17 protein-coding genes are annotated in these 16471 nt (G+C 40.7%); 9 read left to right on the top strand and 8 right to left on the bottom strand.

What is annotated here, in order from left to right:
- Positions 1–42 precede the first annotated feature (42 nt).
- Entirely contained in the window at positions 43–390 is a 348-nt protein-coding gene (locus D8872_RS07095) for a DUF6568 family protein (protein ID WP_125390448.1), read from the top strand.
- Between the two features lie 27 nt (positions 391–417).
- Here the strand turns inward: D8872_RS07095 and mutY are convergent, their stop codons facing one another.
- The 5 genes from mutY to yjbM are packed head-to-tail and all read right to left on the bottom strand — an operon-like array spanning position 418 to position 5007.
- Positions 418–1593 carry an A/G-specific adenine glycosylase gene (gene mutY / locus D8872_RS07100; RefSeq protein ID WP_125390449.1) on the bottom strand — a complete coding sequence of 392 codons (1176 nt, stop codon included), beginning with the start codon at positions 1591–1593 and terminating at the stop codon, positions 418–420.
- Between the two features lie 56 nt (positions 1594–1649).
- Positions 1650–2624: a phosphate acetyltransferase gene (pta, locus tag D8872_RS07105; RefSeq protein WP_125371938.1), complete on the bottom strand. Its 975-nt coding sequence runs from the start codon at positions 2622–2624 to the stop codon at positions 1650–1652.
- Positions 2625–2643: 19 nt separating this feature from the next.
- Entirely contained in the window at positions 2644–3537 is an 894-nt protein-coding gene (locus D8872_RS07110) for an RluA family pseudouridine synthase (protein ID WP_125390450.1), read from the bottom strand.
- On the bottom strand, positions 3534–4352 hold the full coding sequence (locus tag D8872_RS07115) for an NAD kinase (protein ID WP_185761404.1): 819 nt from the start codon (positions 4350–4352) through the stop codon (positions 3534–3536). Before D8872_RS07115 ends, D8872_RS07110 begins: the two co-directional genes overlap by 4 nt.
- On the bottom strand, positions 4336–5007 hold the full coding sequence (yjbM, locus tag D8872_RS07120; RefSeq protein ID WP_125390452.1) for a GTP diphosphokinase: 672 nt from the start codon (positions 5005–5007) through the stop codon (positions 4336–4338). Before yjbM ends, D8872_RS07115 begins: the two co-directional genes overlap by 17 nt.
- A gap of 95 nt (positions 5008–5102) precedes the next feature.
- Here yjbM and D8872_RS07125 point away from each other — a divergent pair, with 95 nt between their 5' ends.
- The 6 genes from D8872_RS07125 (at position 5103) to D8872_RS07150 (ending at position 9669) form a co-directional block, all read left to right on the top strand.
- Positions 5103–5663, top strand: coding sequence for a CYTH domain-containing protein (locus tag D8872_RS07125; RefSeq protein ID WP_125390453.1), 561 nt, complete (start codon positions 5103–5105; stop codon positions 5661–5663).
- 78 nt (positions 5664–5741) lie between these two features.
- Positions 5742–6698: a ribose-phosphate diphosphokinase gene (locus D8872_RS07130; protein ID WP_081105361.1), complete on the top strand. Its 957-nt coding sequence runs from the start codon at positions 5742–5744 to the stop codon at positions 6696–6698.
- Between the two features lie 11 nt (positions 6699–6709).
- Positions 6710–7822 (top strand): cysteine desulfurase family protein, encoded by a 1113-nt coding sequence (locus D8872_RS07135; RefSeq protein ID WP_125390454.1) that lies wholly within the window; start codon positions 6710–6712, stop codon positions 7820–7822.
- Between the two features lies 1 nt (position 7823).
- Positions 7824–8171: a DUF1831 domain-containing protein gene (locus D8872_RS07140; protein ID WP_005590386.1), complete on the top strand. Its 348-nt coding sequence runs from the start codon at positions 7824–7826 to the stop codon at positions 8169–8171.
- A gap of 133 nt (positions 8172–8304) precedes the next feature.
- Entirely contained in the window at positions 8305–8952 is a 648-nt protein-coding gene (locus tag D8872_RS07145) for a redox-sensing transcriptional repressor Rex (RefSeq protein ID WP_005590387.1), read from the top strand.
- 24 nt (positions 8953–8976) lie between these two features.
- Positions 8977–9669: a gamma-glutamyl-gamma-aminobutyrate hydrolase family protein gene (locus D8872_RS07150; protein WP_125390455.1), complete on the top strand. Its 693-nt coding sequence runs from the start codon at positions 8977–8979 to the stop codon at positions 9667–9669.
- On the opposite strand, the gene radC is transcribed toward D8872_RS07150, so the two are convergent.
- Positions 9666–10349: a RadC family protein gene (gene radC / locus D8872_RS07155; protein WP_125390456.1), complete on the bottom strand. Its 684-nt coding sequence runs from the start codon at positions 10347–10349 to the stop codon at positions 9666–9668. The two genes, D8872_RS07150 and radC, sit on opposite strands and share 4 nt — an antisense overlap.
- A gap of 257 nt (positions 10350–10606) precedes the next feature.
- On the opposite strand from radC, the gene D8872_RS07160 reads away from it, so the two are divergent.
- Complete coding sequence (locus D8872_RS07160; RefSeq protein ID WP_048764345.1) at positions 10607–11431, top strand: hypothetical protein; 825 nt, start codon at positions 10607–10609, stop codon at positions 11429–11431.
- Between the two features lie 623 nt (positions 11432–12054).
- Here D8872_RS07160 and D8872_RS07165 read toward each other — a convergent pair.
- Together D8872_RS07165 and gyrA are read right to left on the bottom strand one after the other, a co-directional pair.
- The gene (locus tag D8872_RS07165) at positions 12055–12801 is read right to left on the bottom strand and encodes a class A sortase (protein ID WP_185761405.1); all 747 of its coding nucleotides are present in this window, start codon (positions 12799–12801) and stop codon (positions 12055–12057) included.
- Between the two features lie 7 nt (positions 12802–12808).
- A complete protein-coding gene (gyrA, locus tag D8872_RS07170) occupies positions 12809–15259 on the bottom strand; it encodes a DNA gyrase subunit A (protein ID WP_221760746.1) in 2451 nt (816 codons plus the stop codon).
- Between the two features lie 206 nt (positions 15260–15465).
- Here gyrA and D8872_RS07175 point away from each other — a divergent pair, with 206 nt between their 5' ends.
- Positions 15466–16452, top strand: a complete 987-nt coding sequence (locus tag D8872_RS07175; protein WP_005591942.1) for an L-lactate dehydrogenase — start codon at positions 15466–15468, stop codon at positions 16450–16452.
- Positions 16453–16471: the final 19 nt, after the last annotated feature.

Here is a 16471-nt window from a genome sequence, read left to right on the forward strand (position 1 = left end):
TTTATGGCATACTAGTTTTATCAAAAGAAATGAGGATTATTTATGGAACAATTTGCTCAAAATATTAAAGACTTGGAAGTCACAACTGTTGACCGAGCTCGTCAAGCGATTGCTGACAAAGAAACTGCAACTTTCTTTGTAGGTCGCAAAACTTGCCCTTACTGCCGTAAATTCGCTGCTACTCTTGCAGGTGTTGTCGCTGATACCAAGGCGCATATTTTCTTTATCAACAGCGAAGAAGCTAGCGAATTAGAGAAACTGCAAGCCTTTCGTTCAGAATACAGCATTCCGACGGTTCCTGGTTTTGTGCATGTTCAAGACGGCCAAGTTGCTGTTCGTTGTGATTCTTCTATGACTGCAGATGAAATTAAAGCTTTTGCAAACTTGTAAAATTGATTCAAAAAAATCTGAGACTCTTTAGGTCTCAGATTTTTTACTTATTTTTACGTTCCTAAAAGCCTCCCACATCTTCTGCTGGGGCTTGGCAAAGGGGTACTTTCCAAATTCTTCTGGATCAAGCCACAAGACCTCTCCCTCAGCTTCGTGCTGGCTATCCTTGACTCGACCATAAACCAGCTGGATATGCCACTTGCGATGACTGAAAACATGCTGCACTTTTGAAAAGGACTCTTGCTGCCAATCGACAATCAACTCATAATCCTGCTCAAAGCTTTCTTGAGGAGACAAGTCCAGACTGGGCTGATTTTCAGCGACTTCAAACAGAGACATCTGATTTTCAGTTTGAAATTCCTCGACTTCAATCAAGGGAAAATGCCAAAAACCGGATAACAAGCCAGCAGCCTCATTTTTTTCAAGCAAGAATTGTCCTTGCTCATTTTCGATAATCAAGCCTTGAAGATAGACTGGAACTGGCTTCTTTTTAGGTGCTTTAATCGGATATTTATCCATAGTTCTGTGCAAATAGGCTGCGCTGAACTCTTTTACAGGACTGTCTTCTGGATGAGGATTAACAGGAGCTTCAATATCTGACCCCAGATCCATCAGCGCTTGATTAAAATCTCCAGGTCTGTCTGGATCAATCAGAATCTCCATCATAGCCTGAAAGACCTTCCGATTACTAGGTTGACCAATATCTAAATCCACTTCGAATAATCGACTCAGCACCCGCATGACATTGCCGTCTACCGCAGGCTCAGCTAGACCAAAGGCAATACTAGCAATGGCACCAGCCGTATAAGGACCAATCCCTTTGAGACTAGCAATTCCCTCATAGCTATCAGGAAATTTTCCAGCAAAATCCGTCATTATCTGCTGGGCTGCCTTTTGCATATTTCGCACCCGCGAATAATAGCCCAACCCTTCCCAAGCTTTGAGCAGTCTCTCCTCTGGCGCTTGAGCTAAGTCGGCAACAGTTGGAAACCAGTCAAGAAAACGCTCATAGTAAGGAATCACCGTATCCACACGTGTTTGCTGCAACATAATCTCAGAAACCCAGATATGATAAGGATTGTTTGTTCTACGCCAAGGCAGGTCACGTTTGTTTTTATCATACCACGTCAATAATTTCTTGCGAAAAGAGGCTATTTTCTCCTCTTCCCACATTTCAATTCCAAATTTTTTTAAATCTACCATTTCTCTCATACTTAAACAGACTAAAAAAGATGAATCACTCATCTTTTTTAGTTATTTTATTGGTCAACACTTTGTGCAGCTGTAATCAGTGTTAAGTTATAAACGTCATCTGAATTACATCCGCGTGAAAGGTCGTTTACTGGCTTATTCAATCCTTGAAGAACTGGACCGACTGCTGAGAATCCACCTAAACGCTCTGCCATTTTATAACCGATATTTCCTGCTTCAATACTTGGGAAGACAAAGACAGTCGCTTTACCTGCAACCTTGCTTCCTGGAGCTTTCAAGGCTGCTGTGCTTGGTACAAAGGCAGCGTCAAATTGCAATTCCCCGTCAACTTCTAAGTCTGGGCGCAAGTCATGGACCAACTTAGTCGCTTGAACCACTTTATCAACGCTTTCTCCAAAGCCAGAACCTTTAGTTGAATAGCTCAGCATGGCAATCTTAGGATCAATGCCAAACATTTTGGCTGTCACTGCTGAGTTAATCGCGATTTCTGCCAAGGCTTCTGAGTCAGGATTGATGTTAATGGCACAATCACTGAAAAGATAGCGTTCTGAACCACGCACCATGAGGAAGGCACCTGAAGTTCTTGTTACATTTGGACGTGTTTTAATGATTTGCAAGGCTGGACGCACTGTAGCAGCTGTAGAGTGGATAGAGCCAGAAACCATACCATCTACGATACCGAGATAGACTAGCATCACCCCAAAATAATTAACGTCTGTTCTTAAAAGCTCAAGAGCTTCTTCTTCACTGATTTTGCCCTTGCGACGCTCTACAAGAGCCGCCACCATCTCTTCCATTCTGTCATAGTTTTTAGGATCTATGACTTCATATCCGTCCATAATATTTTCGATTTCCAAGTAAATACGGATCTTATCTGGATTCCCCAAAAGAACTGGTGTAACTTCTGATTCTTTGACTATGCGTTTAACCGCTTGAAGAATACGCGGTTCTTGCCCTTCTGGCAATACGATACGAACATTTTTACCAACAACTGAGTCTCTTAGACTTTCGAAAACTTCCATGAGTTTCTCCTTTAAAATTTTAAGTATTTTTTGTTAACAATGTAATAGTATTCTGGAAATCAATCGGCAACTGGGATTCCAATTGGAGCTGCTTTCCCAAAAATGGATTATAAAAAGATAAAGAGTGACAATGCAAGGCCTGACGTGTAATTCCCGCTTCCAAAGTCCCGCCATAGAGATCATCTCCAAGGAGAGGAAATCCAAGATGGGCAAAGTGCACACGAATTTGATGGGTTCGTCCAGTGTGCAAGTGAATATCTACCAAATAGATATTGCCAAACTGCTCCACAACCTTGTAGCTGGTATGAGCATACTTGCCATCCTTTGTCACACATCTGGTGATAATGCTGTCAGGATCGCGCCCAATTGGCGCAATTATATCTCCCTCCGGTTTAAGCTCACCGCTCCCCTGAACGAGCGCGTAATAGCGCTTTTCAATCATTTTTTTCTGCAGTTGCTTATCCAGTCTTGCATGAGCATAGCCATGTTTTGCAAAGAGCATGAGTCCACTGGTATCACGATCCAATCTCGTCACAATGTGAACCTGCTGATTTTCATAATCTTGCCGAATATAGTATGCCTTGACAAAGTTCGCCATCGTATTCGAATGGTTGACACTAGGGATACTAGCTACTCCGGCAGGCTTATCTAAAACTAGAAAGTGCTCATCTTCATACACGATCGACAAATCACGATCCACGGCTTCTAGACTTTCAAATCCCTTCTCAGAAGGGATATCTACTGTCACCTTATCGCCAATATCCAGCAAATAAATGGCATTTTGAGATTGACCATTGACAAGAATATTCCCCCCTGCAAATTTCACTTTGGCCAAAAGGGCTTTTGAAATTTCATGCTTTTTCAAAAAAGTTTTGACTTTGACATGCTCATCCGCAATAAACTCAAATCTCATTCTTGGCACTCCTCGATAAAGGAGTCTCTCACGCGATTCCAAAAACTGGTATGGCTTGGTGAAGCTACAAAGTTAATCTTATGATTATCGATTTGGTACTCGATACGGATAATATTTTTATAAGAAAACGTTTGATTATCGACCGCTATGGTATAGTAATCATTGCGTGTCGGCAGCAGCTCAATCTTATCTTTTTTAGGAACGATAACTGAGGAACCCAAAGTGCGATACACACGATTGTTGAGGCTAGCAATCTCTGTCACTTGCAAGGCTTCAATCGTTGGATGTAGAACAGCTCCTCCCAATGATTTATTGTAGGCTGTGCTTCCAGTAGGCGTTGAGACAGAAATCCCGTCGCCTCTAAAACGCTCAAAATGGACATTATTGATGACCACATCAACTACCATGGTTCTGTCGGAACGTTTAATCGTTGCTTCATTGAGCGCACGAATCGTCCGAGTTTCCCCATTTTCAAAGGTCAGCTTGACATTTAAAATCGGATAAGAGACCTTGGCACCTGTGTCTAATTTCAGATTTTCCACTAATTTATCGATTTCGAAGTCTCGGTAATCTGTATAAAAACCCAAATGTCCGGTATGGACACCGACAAAGCGCACCTTATCCAGCTGCTCTTCATATTTGTGAAAGGCTGATAGCAGCATCCCATCACCACCGACAGAAATCACGATATCTGGATTTTTGGGTGTCAGGATAAAGCCTGCTTTCCGCAATTTTTGCATCAGAGTTTGAAATACTTCCTCACTCTGCCTTTTGCGATTGCGGATAATCGCTATTTTTTTACCTGTATTCTTCATCTGTATCGTCACTATTTCCAACACCATCATTTAGCTTGCGGTGCAGAGGATCAAAGAGTGCTTGTGCTTCTTGGATGGCATCACGAATAGCTCCCATCTCTTCATCTAGCTGATAGGCGAGATTAGCTGTTGTCTCCAAGCGCCGTTTGATTTCCTCTGGAAATTCTCCTTTATACTTATAGTTTAAAGAGTGCTCAATCGTTGCCCAAAAGTTCATGGACAAGGTACGAATCTGAATTTCTGCCAAGATAATTTTATTTCCATTAATCGTATCTACTGGATATTCAACAATGGCATGGTAGCTACGGTAACCACTATCTTTTTTGTTTTTGATGTAATCACGCTCCTGAACGATACGCATATCTGTCCGATTTCGCAAAACTTCTAAAACCTCATCCACATCGTCTACAAATTGAACCATGACACGCAAACCAGCAATATCCTGCATCTCTTGGGCTAAGTTTTCCTCAGTAATCCCGCGAAGTTCCATTTTTTCCTTGATGCTTTCAATATGCTTTACGCGACCAGTTACAAACTCGATCGGTGAATGGCGTTGCTGTTTGCGATACTGTTTGCGAATGCCACGAAGCTTGATTTTCAACTCGCCAACTGCCTGAATATATGGATCCAGAAAATCTTCCCAATCTATTGTCATATACATACCTTGTCATCTATTCGTTTTTTGTATAAAATAAACACAGTTGTTATTATAACATAAAATCGCTTTCAGATAAAGAAAAGGATTTAAAAATGAACCATTTAGAAATTGAATACAAAACAATGCTAACAGAAGACGAACATAAACGACTTCTGACCTTCTTTGATCATGTCCAGCCAATTTTCCAAGTCAACTATTATATTGATTCGGCTGACTTTGCTCTTCGTGAAGCTCGTATGGCTCTGCGAGTCCGAACCACTCCTGACGCTGCTGAGTTTACTCTAAAAATTCCTCAAAAACTTGGAAATTTCGAATACAACCAAGCCTTGTCCGAAGATGAATTTAAGGAAATTACAGAAAATTTGCAATTTCCTCAGGGAGAAATCCTAGACAAACTTCAAGAGAAAAAAATCCCCGTTGATAAACTAACAATACTCGGAACCCTTGAAAATATTCGCTATGAAAAACAAGATATAATTGGCCTTTTTGCCTTGGACGAAAGTCGTTACTTTGGTAAAAAAGATTTCGAATTAGAGTTAGAAATCAATGATATCGAAGAAGGGGAGCAAAAGTTCAAAGACTTTTTAAACGAAAATCAAATCCAATATAAGCCTGGTAAAAGTAAGATTGCCAGATTTGCCGAAAACTTGTAAAAATGCTGAAATAATCTCATTTTTTTGGTAAAATAATATTTATAAATCTAAAGAGACAAAAAGAGGATGGTCATTCTAATGTCAGACAAAAAAAATATGAAGCTTTTCTCCCTCAATTCCAATCACTCAATTGCTGAGAAGATTGCTGAAGCTGCCGGAGTACCTTTAGGCAAGCTTTCTTCCCGCCAATTTTCCGATGGCGAGATTCAGATCAACATTGAGGAGAGTGTTCGTGGCTATGATATCTATATCATCCAGTCTACCAGCTTCCCAGTCAATAATCACTTGATGGAGCTATTGATAATGGTTGACGCTTGTAAACGGGCAAGTGCTAATACCGTAACTGTGGTTATGCCCTATTTCGGTTATGCCCGCCAAGATCGGACAGCTGCTCCTCGCGAGCCAATTACTGCAAAACTCGTGGCCAATATGCTTGTTGGGGCTGGCGTAGACAGAGTTATTTCACTTGACCTTCACGCTGTCCAAGTACAAGGCTTCTTTGATATTCCTGTTGACAACCTCTTCACTATTCCATTGTTTGCTGAGCATTATTGCAATATGGGATTAACTGGCGAGGATGTTGTCGTCGTTAGCCCGAAAAATTCTGGCGTGAAACGCGCTCGTAGTTTGGCGGAATATCTCGACGCTCCAATCGCCATCATCGACTATGGTGAAGATGAAGCAGGACGCTCCGAAGGATATATTATCGGTGAGGTTGAAGGCAAAAAAGCAATTTTGATTGACGATATCTTGAATACCGGTCGTACCTTCTCAGAAGCTGCTAAAATCGTTGAACGTGAAGGAGCTGTCGAAATCTATGCTGTCTCAAGTCATGGTTTATTTGCAGATGAAGCTGCAGACTTACTAGATAGTGTTCCTATCCGAGAAATCTTGGTGACTGATTCTGTTGATACCAAAGAAAAGACTCCGAAGAATGTTCACTACATCACAGCCAGCGAGTTGATTGGCGATGCTATCGTGCGTATTCAAGAAAGAAAACCAGTCAGCCCACTTTTTGCTTTTCAAAAGAAATAAGGGATAAATTTGTGATTTATTTAGATAATGCTGCTACGACTGCCTTGTCACCTGCTGCAATTGAGTCTATGACTCAGGCAATGACAGTCTTCGGTAATCCATCCAGTACCCACAGCCACGGGCGAGAAGCTAAAAAACTGCTCCGACAAGCTCGCGAAGATATTGCTAAAGTTCTACACACACAAAGCAAAAATATCCTCTTCACCTCAGGTGCTACTGAAAGCAATAACACTGCTATTAAGGGCTATGCCCTGCGCCATCAGAATCAAGGCAAGCATATTATCACTACGGCCATTGAACACCATGCTGTTTTAGAGCCCGTTGAATACTTGGTGGAGCACTTTGGTTTTGAAGTCACTATTATTCAGCCAGTAGATGGGCAAATCCGAACTGAAGATATCAAGAATGCCCTCAGACCAGATACTATCCTTGTCTCAGTAATGGCTGTCAACAATGAAACAGGCTATATTTTGCCGATTCAAGAAATTGGTAAATTGCTAAAAGATCATCCTGCTGCCTTCCACGTTGATGCGGTCCAAGCCGTCGGCAAGCTCCCCATCTATCCTGAAGAATGGGGAATCAATTTCCTGAGTGCATCAGCTCATAAATTCCATGGTCCAAAAGGGGTGGGATTTCTCTATGCTGACCAGATGGATTTTGATAATTTCATGCATGGCGGTGATCAAGAAAACAAGCATCGAGCGGGTACAGAAAACCTCGTTTCTATTGTCGGGATGGCAACTGCCCTTTCTGAAAATGTTGCCTACTTAGAGGAAAATCTTGAGCATGCCCAGCAGTTAAAAGATACTTTACTGAACAACATAGCGGATATAGACTACTACCTAAACGAAAGTCAGCCTAGCCTGCCTTATGTTATCAATATCGGATTTCCAAACCGAAAGAATGATCTTATCTTGCTTCAAATGGACCTTAATGGCTTTTCAATCTCGACCGGCTCTGCTTGTACAGCTGGTGCTGTTCAGCCCAGCCATGTCCTTCAAGCCTTATATGGCTCTAACTCTGAGCGCCTAAAAGAATCCATTCGCATCAGTGTGTCAGATCAAACAAACATCCAAGAAATCAAACTATTCAGCCAAAAACTAAAAGAAATACTAGGAGGATAAGATGGCTTTTCAAACATCTGTTAGCTTAGCAAACTGCGACTTCACCTACTCACTCCATCCAAATGTTAAGAAATTTACCTTGCGGGACAATACATTTGCTGAAACAAAAGTTGGTAATTACGAGCTTTCTCGCTTACTTGAAGCTGTCCCTAATAGTGGCGATGGATTCTTGCTTAAGATTATCGTCAATAAAGATCTAAGCGGAGTTAAAATCAATATTACGGACAAGTCTGGTTTAAGATTGGTTAATATCTTCAAATCAGAAAAACACCATATTATTCAGCAAAAATTCTATTTCTTGATGGATAGTTTAGTTGAAAGAGACATTTTTGAAAAAACACCCCAATAAGCGAAATTCTAAGAATTTTGCTTATTTCTATTATTTTAGCTATCTTTATTAGTATAATAATATTTTGTTCATCAAATTAGTTGATTTTTTCACAAGCTTTCTATAGAATAGAAGATAGAAAGGTCGTGATTTTGTGAAAACTGAAAAAAGCAATTCTATTCCACGTGCTACTGCTAAGCGGCTCTCCCTCTACTACCGAATTTTCAAGCGATTTAATGCAGAAAATATTGAAAAGGCCAATTCAAAACAAATCGCAGAGGCGATTGGAATCGACTCTGCGACTGTTCGGCGTGACTTTTCTTACTTCGGTGAGTTAGGTCGTAGAGGTTTTGGCTACGATGTCAAGAAACTAATGAATTTCTTTGCCAATCTTCTCAATGACAACTCGATTACAAATGTCATGATTGTTGGTGTCGGAAATATGGGCCGTGCCCTTTTACACTACCGCTTTCATGAACGGAATAAAATGAAGATTGTAATGGCCTTTGATACAGATGATTATTCTGATGTCGGAACCACCACAAATGATGGAATTCCTATTTATGGAATTTCTCAAATAAAAGAAAAGGTCCAAGAAGGAAACGTAAAGACAGCCATTCTGACAGTGCCGAGCGTTAAGGCACAAGAAGTCGCATCCGTCTTGGTTGATGCTGGCATCAAGGGAATTCTTTGCTTCTCCCCAGTGCACCTATCTGTCCCAAAAGATGTGGTTGTACAATATGTAGACCTAACCAGCGAACTCCAAACATTACTCTACTTCATGAGAAAAGATGATGAGTAAGGTAAGAAAGGAAACAGACACTTTATGAAAAAACCGATTATCGGTATAACAGGAAACCAAAGGGATATTCCCAACGATCAATTTATCCATATCAGTTATACTTCAACTGGCTTTATCGAGGGAGTCAATAAAGTTGGAGGAATCCCAATTATCTTGCCAATTGGTGATGAAGCCTTAGCTCACACCTATATTACTATGATCGATAAACTGATCCTTACCGGTGGACAAAATGTCCAGCCTCATTTCTACGGCGAGGAACAGACTATCGAAAGCGATGATTATCTGCTTCAAAGGGATCTATTTGAACTGGCTCTCATCCGAGAGGCGCGGAAACAAAATAAGCCTATTTTTGGCGTCTGTCGTGGTACTCAGCTTTACAACGTTGCTATGGGTGGCACACTTCACCAAGACATCGAGAATCACTGGCAAGATAGCACTGCTCAATACACTACACAGACTATGGTCACTAAAAACGGCTCCATACTCCATGAATTATACGGACCTACTTGTCAAATCAACTCATTCCATCATCAAAGTATCAAGGATCTAGCGAAAAATCTAGAAGTTATAGCCTACGATCCTCGGGATAAGGTCATTGAGGCTGTTACCTCGACTGATGGAAGTCCATTTCTTGGTGTGCAGTGGCATCCAGAATTTCTATTTCCCACAAGAACGGGGGATTTAGCCTTGTTTGATTATGTGGTTAACAAACTTTAGATCAAATCCGTTTTTTCACGATAACTATAATAATCATTTTTTGAAACAATTAAATGATCTAAAAGAACCAACCCCATTAGTTCACAGGCTTCTTTCATGTGTTTGGTGACCTCGTCGTCATTCTTACTTGGTAAAGTCACTCCAGAAGGATGATTGTGCACTAGTATAATAGTTGTTGCCAAGTGTTTGAGAGCATAATGCAAAATCTCACGTGGTTCAGCAATACTTCTAGTTACCGTTCCTACAAAGATTGTCTGCTGATGGATGATCTGGTTTTGACTATTGAGATAAATAGCAACCAAACATTCCTGCTTTTTATCTCCCAATTCGACCTGCATTTTGCGAGCTAGTTTTTGACTTCCAAGAATTTGCTCCCTCTCCAGCACTTCAGCCTTATTGATACGGCATCCGAGCTCAATAATGGCCTGCAACTCAACAGCCTTCACAGGCCCAATTCCTGAAATTGTCTGTAATTCCTGTAAAGTCAAATATTTCAGATCATTCAAACTAGAAATCGATGATAAAATCCTTTGAGAAACTTGAAAAACAGTTTCTTTTTTGCTGCCTGTTCGCAAAAATATAGATAGCAATTCCTGATTACTAAGTTTATCCGCTCCTTCTCTTATCAGCCGTTCACGCGGCATCATACTTATGTCATCCTGCAATGAAATACGATACATATCAACCTCCTTACTTATTAATTCGCTATTAAGTAAAAAAAAGAACCTAAATAAATGAACTACATACCAAACGTTTGATAATATATTTATCAATTGAGGTAGCTCANTTATTTAGGTTATTTTATTCTTAATTACTAAATATTGAAAAGGCAACAATTTTCTATACAAAATTATTAAAAAAACTCAATAATAAATCAGAACAAAACACTTGACAATATATATATATAATATAGATACTATTTAAAAGGAGAATTTTTATGAAGCAAAATGATGCTTATTCTGTAGTTATACAGACAATCAATGCGGCTAGCCAACTTCCAGTCGTGAAGGTAGATAGAGAAGAATTCCTTCGTAATCAATTTAAAGATAGTAGATATCTTGATAGTATTTTGGAACATGGGCCTCAAATAGTTTTCACACCAGAGGCATTGAGAAAAAGGGCTGAAAAAATAATCAAAGATAGCACCGCTAAAACCTCTTTCACTTCTTTTGTTGCTGGATTACCTTCAAATCCAGTTACTGCTGTAGTTGCTGGGGGAGCAGATATTGTTCAATATATGGGCTTTGCTCTAAATTTAGCTCAACAAATTGCTTATTTATTTGGAGAAGACGACTTATATAAAGGAAACTATAAGGAATTACCTGAAGAAGTACAAATACGAATCATCTCTTACCTTGGAATAATGTTCGGTGCAAGTGGAGCAACTGCATTGATTGCAAATGTTTCTAAGACAGCGGGAAAGAATCTTGGGAAAATGGTGGCTAAACAAGCATTAACTAAAACAGCTTGGTATCCTCTTGTGAAAAAAGTCGGAACAATTATTGGCGTAAACATTACAAAAAAATCAGTTGGTTCTATAATTACAAAGACAGTTCCAATTCTAGGAGGATTAGCTTCAGGAGGAATTACTTACTTTACATTTAAGCCGATGGGAACAAGACTTGCTGACACATTTGAAAAAATGTTAAAGGGAGAATATAAACTAGATCTTGGTATTGAAGATGAGTTAAATCCAGAATTCAAAGATAGCTTAAATGACAGCGAAATAATTGACGCTGAGTTTTCTGAAATTAAAGAGTAGATGTTCATTTTTAATTATAATCAATTACAAGCTAAGACCGTAGAAACGGTCTTTTTAATATAAATTGCTTAAATTTTAAAATTAAGTTTGAAATCATACTCAAAATAATCAAGAATGGCTGAAGTCCATTCTCTACATACAATCAATTTAAGTTGACAAGAAGATGAGATTTAAATACTCTCTTGAATTTATTAATGTTCTCATTCAATTTTCTATATACTTCTTTCTTAAACCCACGTTTTAAAATCTCAACCCAGACTTGCTCAATAGGGTTCATTCAGGTATCTAAGGTGGAATGGAGGTAAATTCTATATTTTCAGAGATATTCAAGGTTTGGATATCCACAATTCCATAATAATAGCGAAACTCACGAATATGCTGACCGGCTACATGAGAACGATAGCCCCTTGGATACGAGCATGAACCAATTTTACTAACACAATCGAAACCCGCCTCATCTTGATATATAAGACAGTTAGTTTGATAATTTTCCTTTGATAATTTTCCCATGAATAAAGTGCTTACTCGCTCTCTCCTTAAATTTTGTCTTTCAAGTATTATTATAGCTATCTTCAATCAAAAAACGAAGTAACTCTTGTTACTTCGTTTTACAATATTTCTTATTATAGCTGCATTTGATTATAAGATCGACTGAAAGCATCTAAAATATCTTTTGGTGCCTTGTCATAGTCAATCGTACTTTCAAGCGTTCCTTTAACAATGGTTCGACTGGTTGCTGCCGCATCTTCACATGTGACTAAAGTGATCTCAGCAACTCCCTCTGTGTCATTGATGACATCCACGCGCTCTGGTGCGACACTTTCTATACTAGAAATCGTATAGGTATAGATCTTATCCTTATCCGTGATATAGATTTTCATCCCTATTTTGGCACGATCTAGAGGCGAAAAGAGCATATCACTAGCTCCAGTAATTCCAAAGACGTGGTGGCTGGCCAAGGCATAATTTCCTTGTCCCATTTGTTGATCTTCTTTCATAGTGCCAGCACCATAGTAGAGTCCAACATTATCCAAACCTTTGAAAATTGGCAGATTCATCGACACTTCAGGAATCGAAATGCCACCGATAACTGGTAGTTTTTGAGCCTGCCACTGAGCATTGATCACCGCTTCTGTCGAAAGAGATTGAACTTCGCTAAACTCAAAACTCGACTCGACTGCCTTATTTTGCTTGATTTCTTCCTTGGAAACCTTGCTAACCTGGTATTGATTCGTGTGCCAAACCATAATCATATTTCGGATAGAGGAGTTAAAAATCAGAGCTAGGGCAACTAGAAATAAAAAGAAAACCGCACAGTTAATGATGAAATTTCTGAGCTTGAATTTCTTCTTAGATTTTTTCACATTCATCCTCCTCTTATTCTACTTCTTCCTCATCGTCTTTTTCATCAGGCGCAACCGTTGTAAAGGTGACAATCTGGGCATTTTGATCCAGACGCATAACCTTAACTCCCATGGTTGAACGACCTGTCTGAGAAATATTGGCCACGCTTGTTCGGATAATGACACCTGTGTTGGTGATAATCATCAAATCTTCCTCGCCAGTAACGGTCATCAAACCTGCCAGAGGTCCGTTCTTATCAGTGATATTGGCTGTTTTAATCCCTTTACCGCCACGGCCCTTGGTTGGATACTCACTGGCAAGAGTTCGCTTACCATAGCCTTTTTCGGTAATGACAAGCACTTCGTCACCCTCAGAAATCACACCAGCTCCAACGACCTGGTCGCCGTCCCGAAGATTAACTCCACGAACACCAGTCGCACTACGGCTCATGCTTCGGACAGCTGTCTCATTGAAACGGACCGAATAACCAAACTTAGTACCAATGATAACATCTGCAGCACCGTCCGTCAGAAAGACATTGATAAGCTCGTCTTCATCCTTCAAATTCAAGGCCTTGAGACCGTTTTGACGGATATTAGCAAATTCTGTTACGCTGGTTCGTTTAACTACACCCAAACGGGTTGTAAAGAAGAGGTAGGAATGATCGCTACTGTCTTGCTGGACATTAATAATGGTCTGAATGTTCTCTCCTTCATCCAGTTTCAAGAGATTGACCACTGGCAAGCCCTTGGCTGTCCGGCCATACTCAGGGATTTCATATCCTTTGAGACGATAGACTCGGCCCTTGTTAGTAAAGAAGAGCAGTCTATCGTGTGTACTAGTTGAAACCAGCTCTTTGACGAAGTCATCATCTTTGACACCAGTTCCTTGAACACCTCGGCCACCACGTTTCTGAGCAGTGAATTCTGCCTGATTCAGACGTTTAATATAGCCTTTATTAGACAAGGTAATCAAAACATCCGCTTCCTCGATCAAATCTTCATCTTCAAGAGAAAGAACTTCTCCCACCATCAGCTCAGTTCGGCGGTCATCAGCAAATTTACGTTTGACCTCATCTAGCTCTTCCTTGATAATTGCGACAACGCGCTCTGGCTTAGCCAAAATATCAGCCAAGTCCGCAATCAAGGCAATCAGCTCGTCATACTCTGACTGAATCTTATCGCGTTCCAAACCAGTCAGACGACGCAGACGCATGTCGAGGATAGCCTGACTCTGGCGCTCAGACAGCTCAAATTTAGCCATCAATTCAGCCTGTGCTTCTGCATCTGTCTCGCTATTACGGATGATGCGAATCACTTCATCAATATGATCCAGCGCAATCAGCAAACCAGCCAAGATGTGAGCTCGCGCTTCCGCCTTTTCTTTATCAAAAGCCGTCCGTCGAGTCACCACTTCCTTTTGGTGTTCAATATAGGCCGACAAAATCTCACGTAGAGACAGAATCTTCGGCACACCATTTTGAATAGCCAGCATATTGAAGCTGAAATTGGTCTGCATCTGAGTCAGCTTGAAAAGGTTATTTAGAATGACATGAGCAGAGGCATCACGGCGAACCTCAATGACAAAACGGACCCCTTCACGGTTAGACTCATCACGAACAGCTGTGATACCGTCAATGCGTTTTTCCTGCACCAGACGAACAATATGCTCATGGACCTTAGTCTTATTAACCATGTATGGAAACTCGGTTACGACAATTCGCTCACGGCCATTTTTCATCTCTTCGATTTCAGTACGAGAACGAAGAACAATTGAACCCTTGCCTGTTTCATAAGCCCGGTGAATACCAGATTTCCCCATCACCAGTGCTCCTGTTGGAAAATCTGGGCCAGGCAGGACTTCCATGATGTCACGAGTCGTTGCTTCTGGATTATCCATGACCAGCTTAACTGCATCAATAGACTCACCAAGATTATGTGGCGGAATATTAGTCGCCATCCCAACAGCAATCCCTGTCGCTCCATTTACGAGTAAGTTAGGGAAGCGAGCAGGAAGAACTACCGGTTCTCTCTCGCTGGCATCATAGTTGTCAATATAGTCAACAGTGTTTTTATTAATATCACGAAGCATCTCCAGAGCAATCTTGCTCATACGTGCTTCTGTGTAACGCTGGGCTGCAGCCCCGTCTCCGTCCATAGAACCGAAGTTTCCATGACCGTCTACCAGCATGTAGCGATAGCTCCACCATTGAGCCATCCGCACCATTGCTTCATAAATAGAGGAATCGCCATGCGGGTGGTATTTACCCATGACATCCCCTGTGATACGAGCTGATTTCTTGTGAGGCTTATCAGGCGTAACGCCTAGCTCATTCATGCCATAAAGAATCCGGCGATGAACCGGCTTAAGACCATCGCGAACATCTGGAAGAGCCCGAGCCACGATAACACTCATTGCATAATCGATGAAACTGGTCTTCATTTCGCTGGTCAAATTGACATCTACTAAGTTTCTATCTTGCATTAAAAAATGCCTCATTTCAATATTAAATCACTATCTCATTATACCACATTTTAGCTATATTTTCAGTATTTAAAACCGAATATAAAAACGTTTACATAGCCTTTTAGGGGTCAAAATACCACGGTGAGCCGTGACAAACTGTATCAAAAGTGGTAGAATGTAATTGTATGGGGAAAACCCCAAAAATAATAAGGAGATGTTTAGAAATGACTGCTACTAAACAACATAAAAAAGTCATCCTTGTTGGTGACGGTGCCGTAGGTTCATCTTACGCTTTCGCGCTTGTTAACCAAGGAATTGCACAAGAGCTTGGAATTATCGAAATTCCACAATTACATGAAAAAGCTGTAGGTGATGCGCTTGACCTTAGCCACGCCCTTGCCTTCACTTCACCTAAAAAGATCTACGCAGCTCAATACTCTGACTGTGCAGACGCTGACCTTGTTGTTATCACTGCGGGTGCGCCTCAAAAACCAGGTGAAACTCGTCTTGACCTCGTTGGTAAGAACCTTGCCATCAACAAATCAATCGTAACACAAGTTGTTGAATCAGGTTTCGATGGTATCTTCCTTGTTGCTGCTAACCCAGTTGACGTTTTGACTTATTCAACTTGGAAATTCTCAGGCTTCCCTAAAGAACGNGTTATCGGTTCAGGTACTTCACTTGACTCAGCTCGTTTCCGTCAAGCACTTGCTGAAAAATTGGATGTTGATGCTCGTTCAGTTCACGCCTACATCATGGGTGAGCACGGCGATTCAGAATTTGCTGTTTGGTCACATGCAAACATCGCAGGTGTAAACCTTGAAGAATTCCTTAAAGATACTCAAAATGTTCAAGAGTCTGAATTGATCGAATTGTTCGAAGGCGTTCGTGATGCTGCTTACACAATCATCAACAAGAAAGGTGCTACATACTACGGTATCGCTGTAGCCCTTGCTCGTATCACAAAAGCTATCCTTGACGATGAAAATGCCGTACTTCCACTTTCAGTCTTCCAAGAGGGCCAATACGGTGTGAAAGATGTCTTCATCGGTCAACCAGCAGTTGTTGGTGCACACGGTATCGTTCGTCCAGTAAATATCCCATTGAACGATGCAGAAACTCAAAAAATGCAAGCATCTGCTAAAGAATTGCAAGCAATTATTGATGAAGCATGGAAGAATCCAGAATTCCAAGAAGCATCTAAAAACTAATCAGAAAAAACATCTCCTG

This window comes from Streptococcus cristatus (assembly GCF_003943815.1).
GTDB lineage: Bacteria > Bacillota > Bacilli > Lactobacillales > Streptococcaceae > Streptococcus > Streptococcus cristatus_F.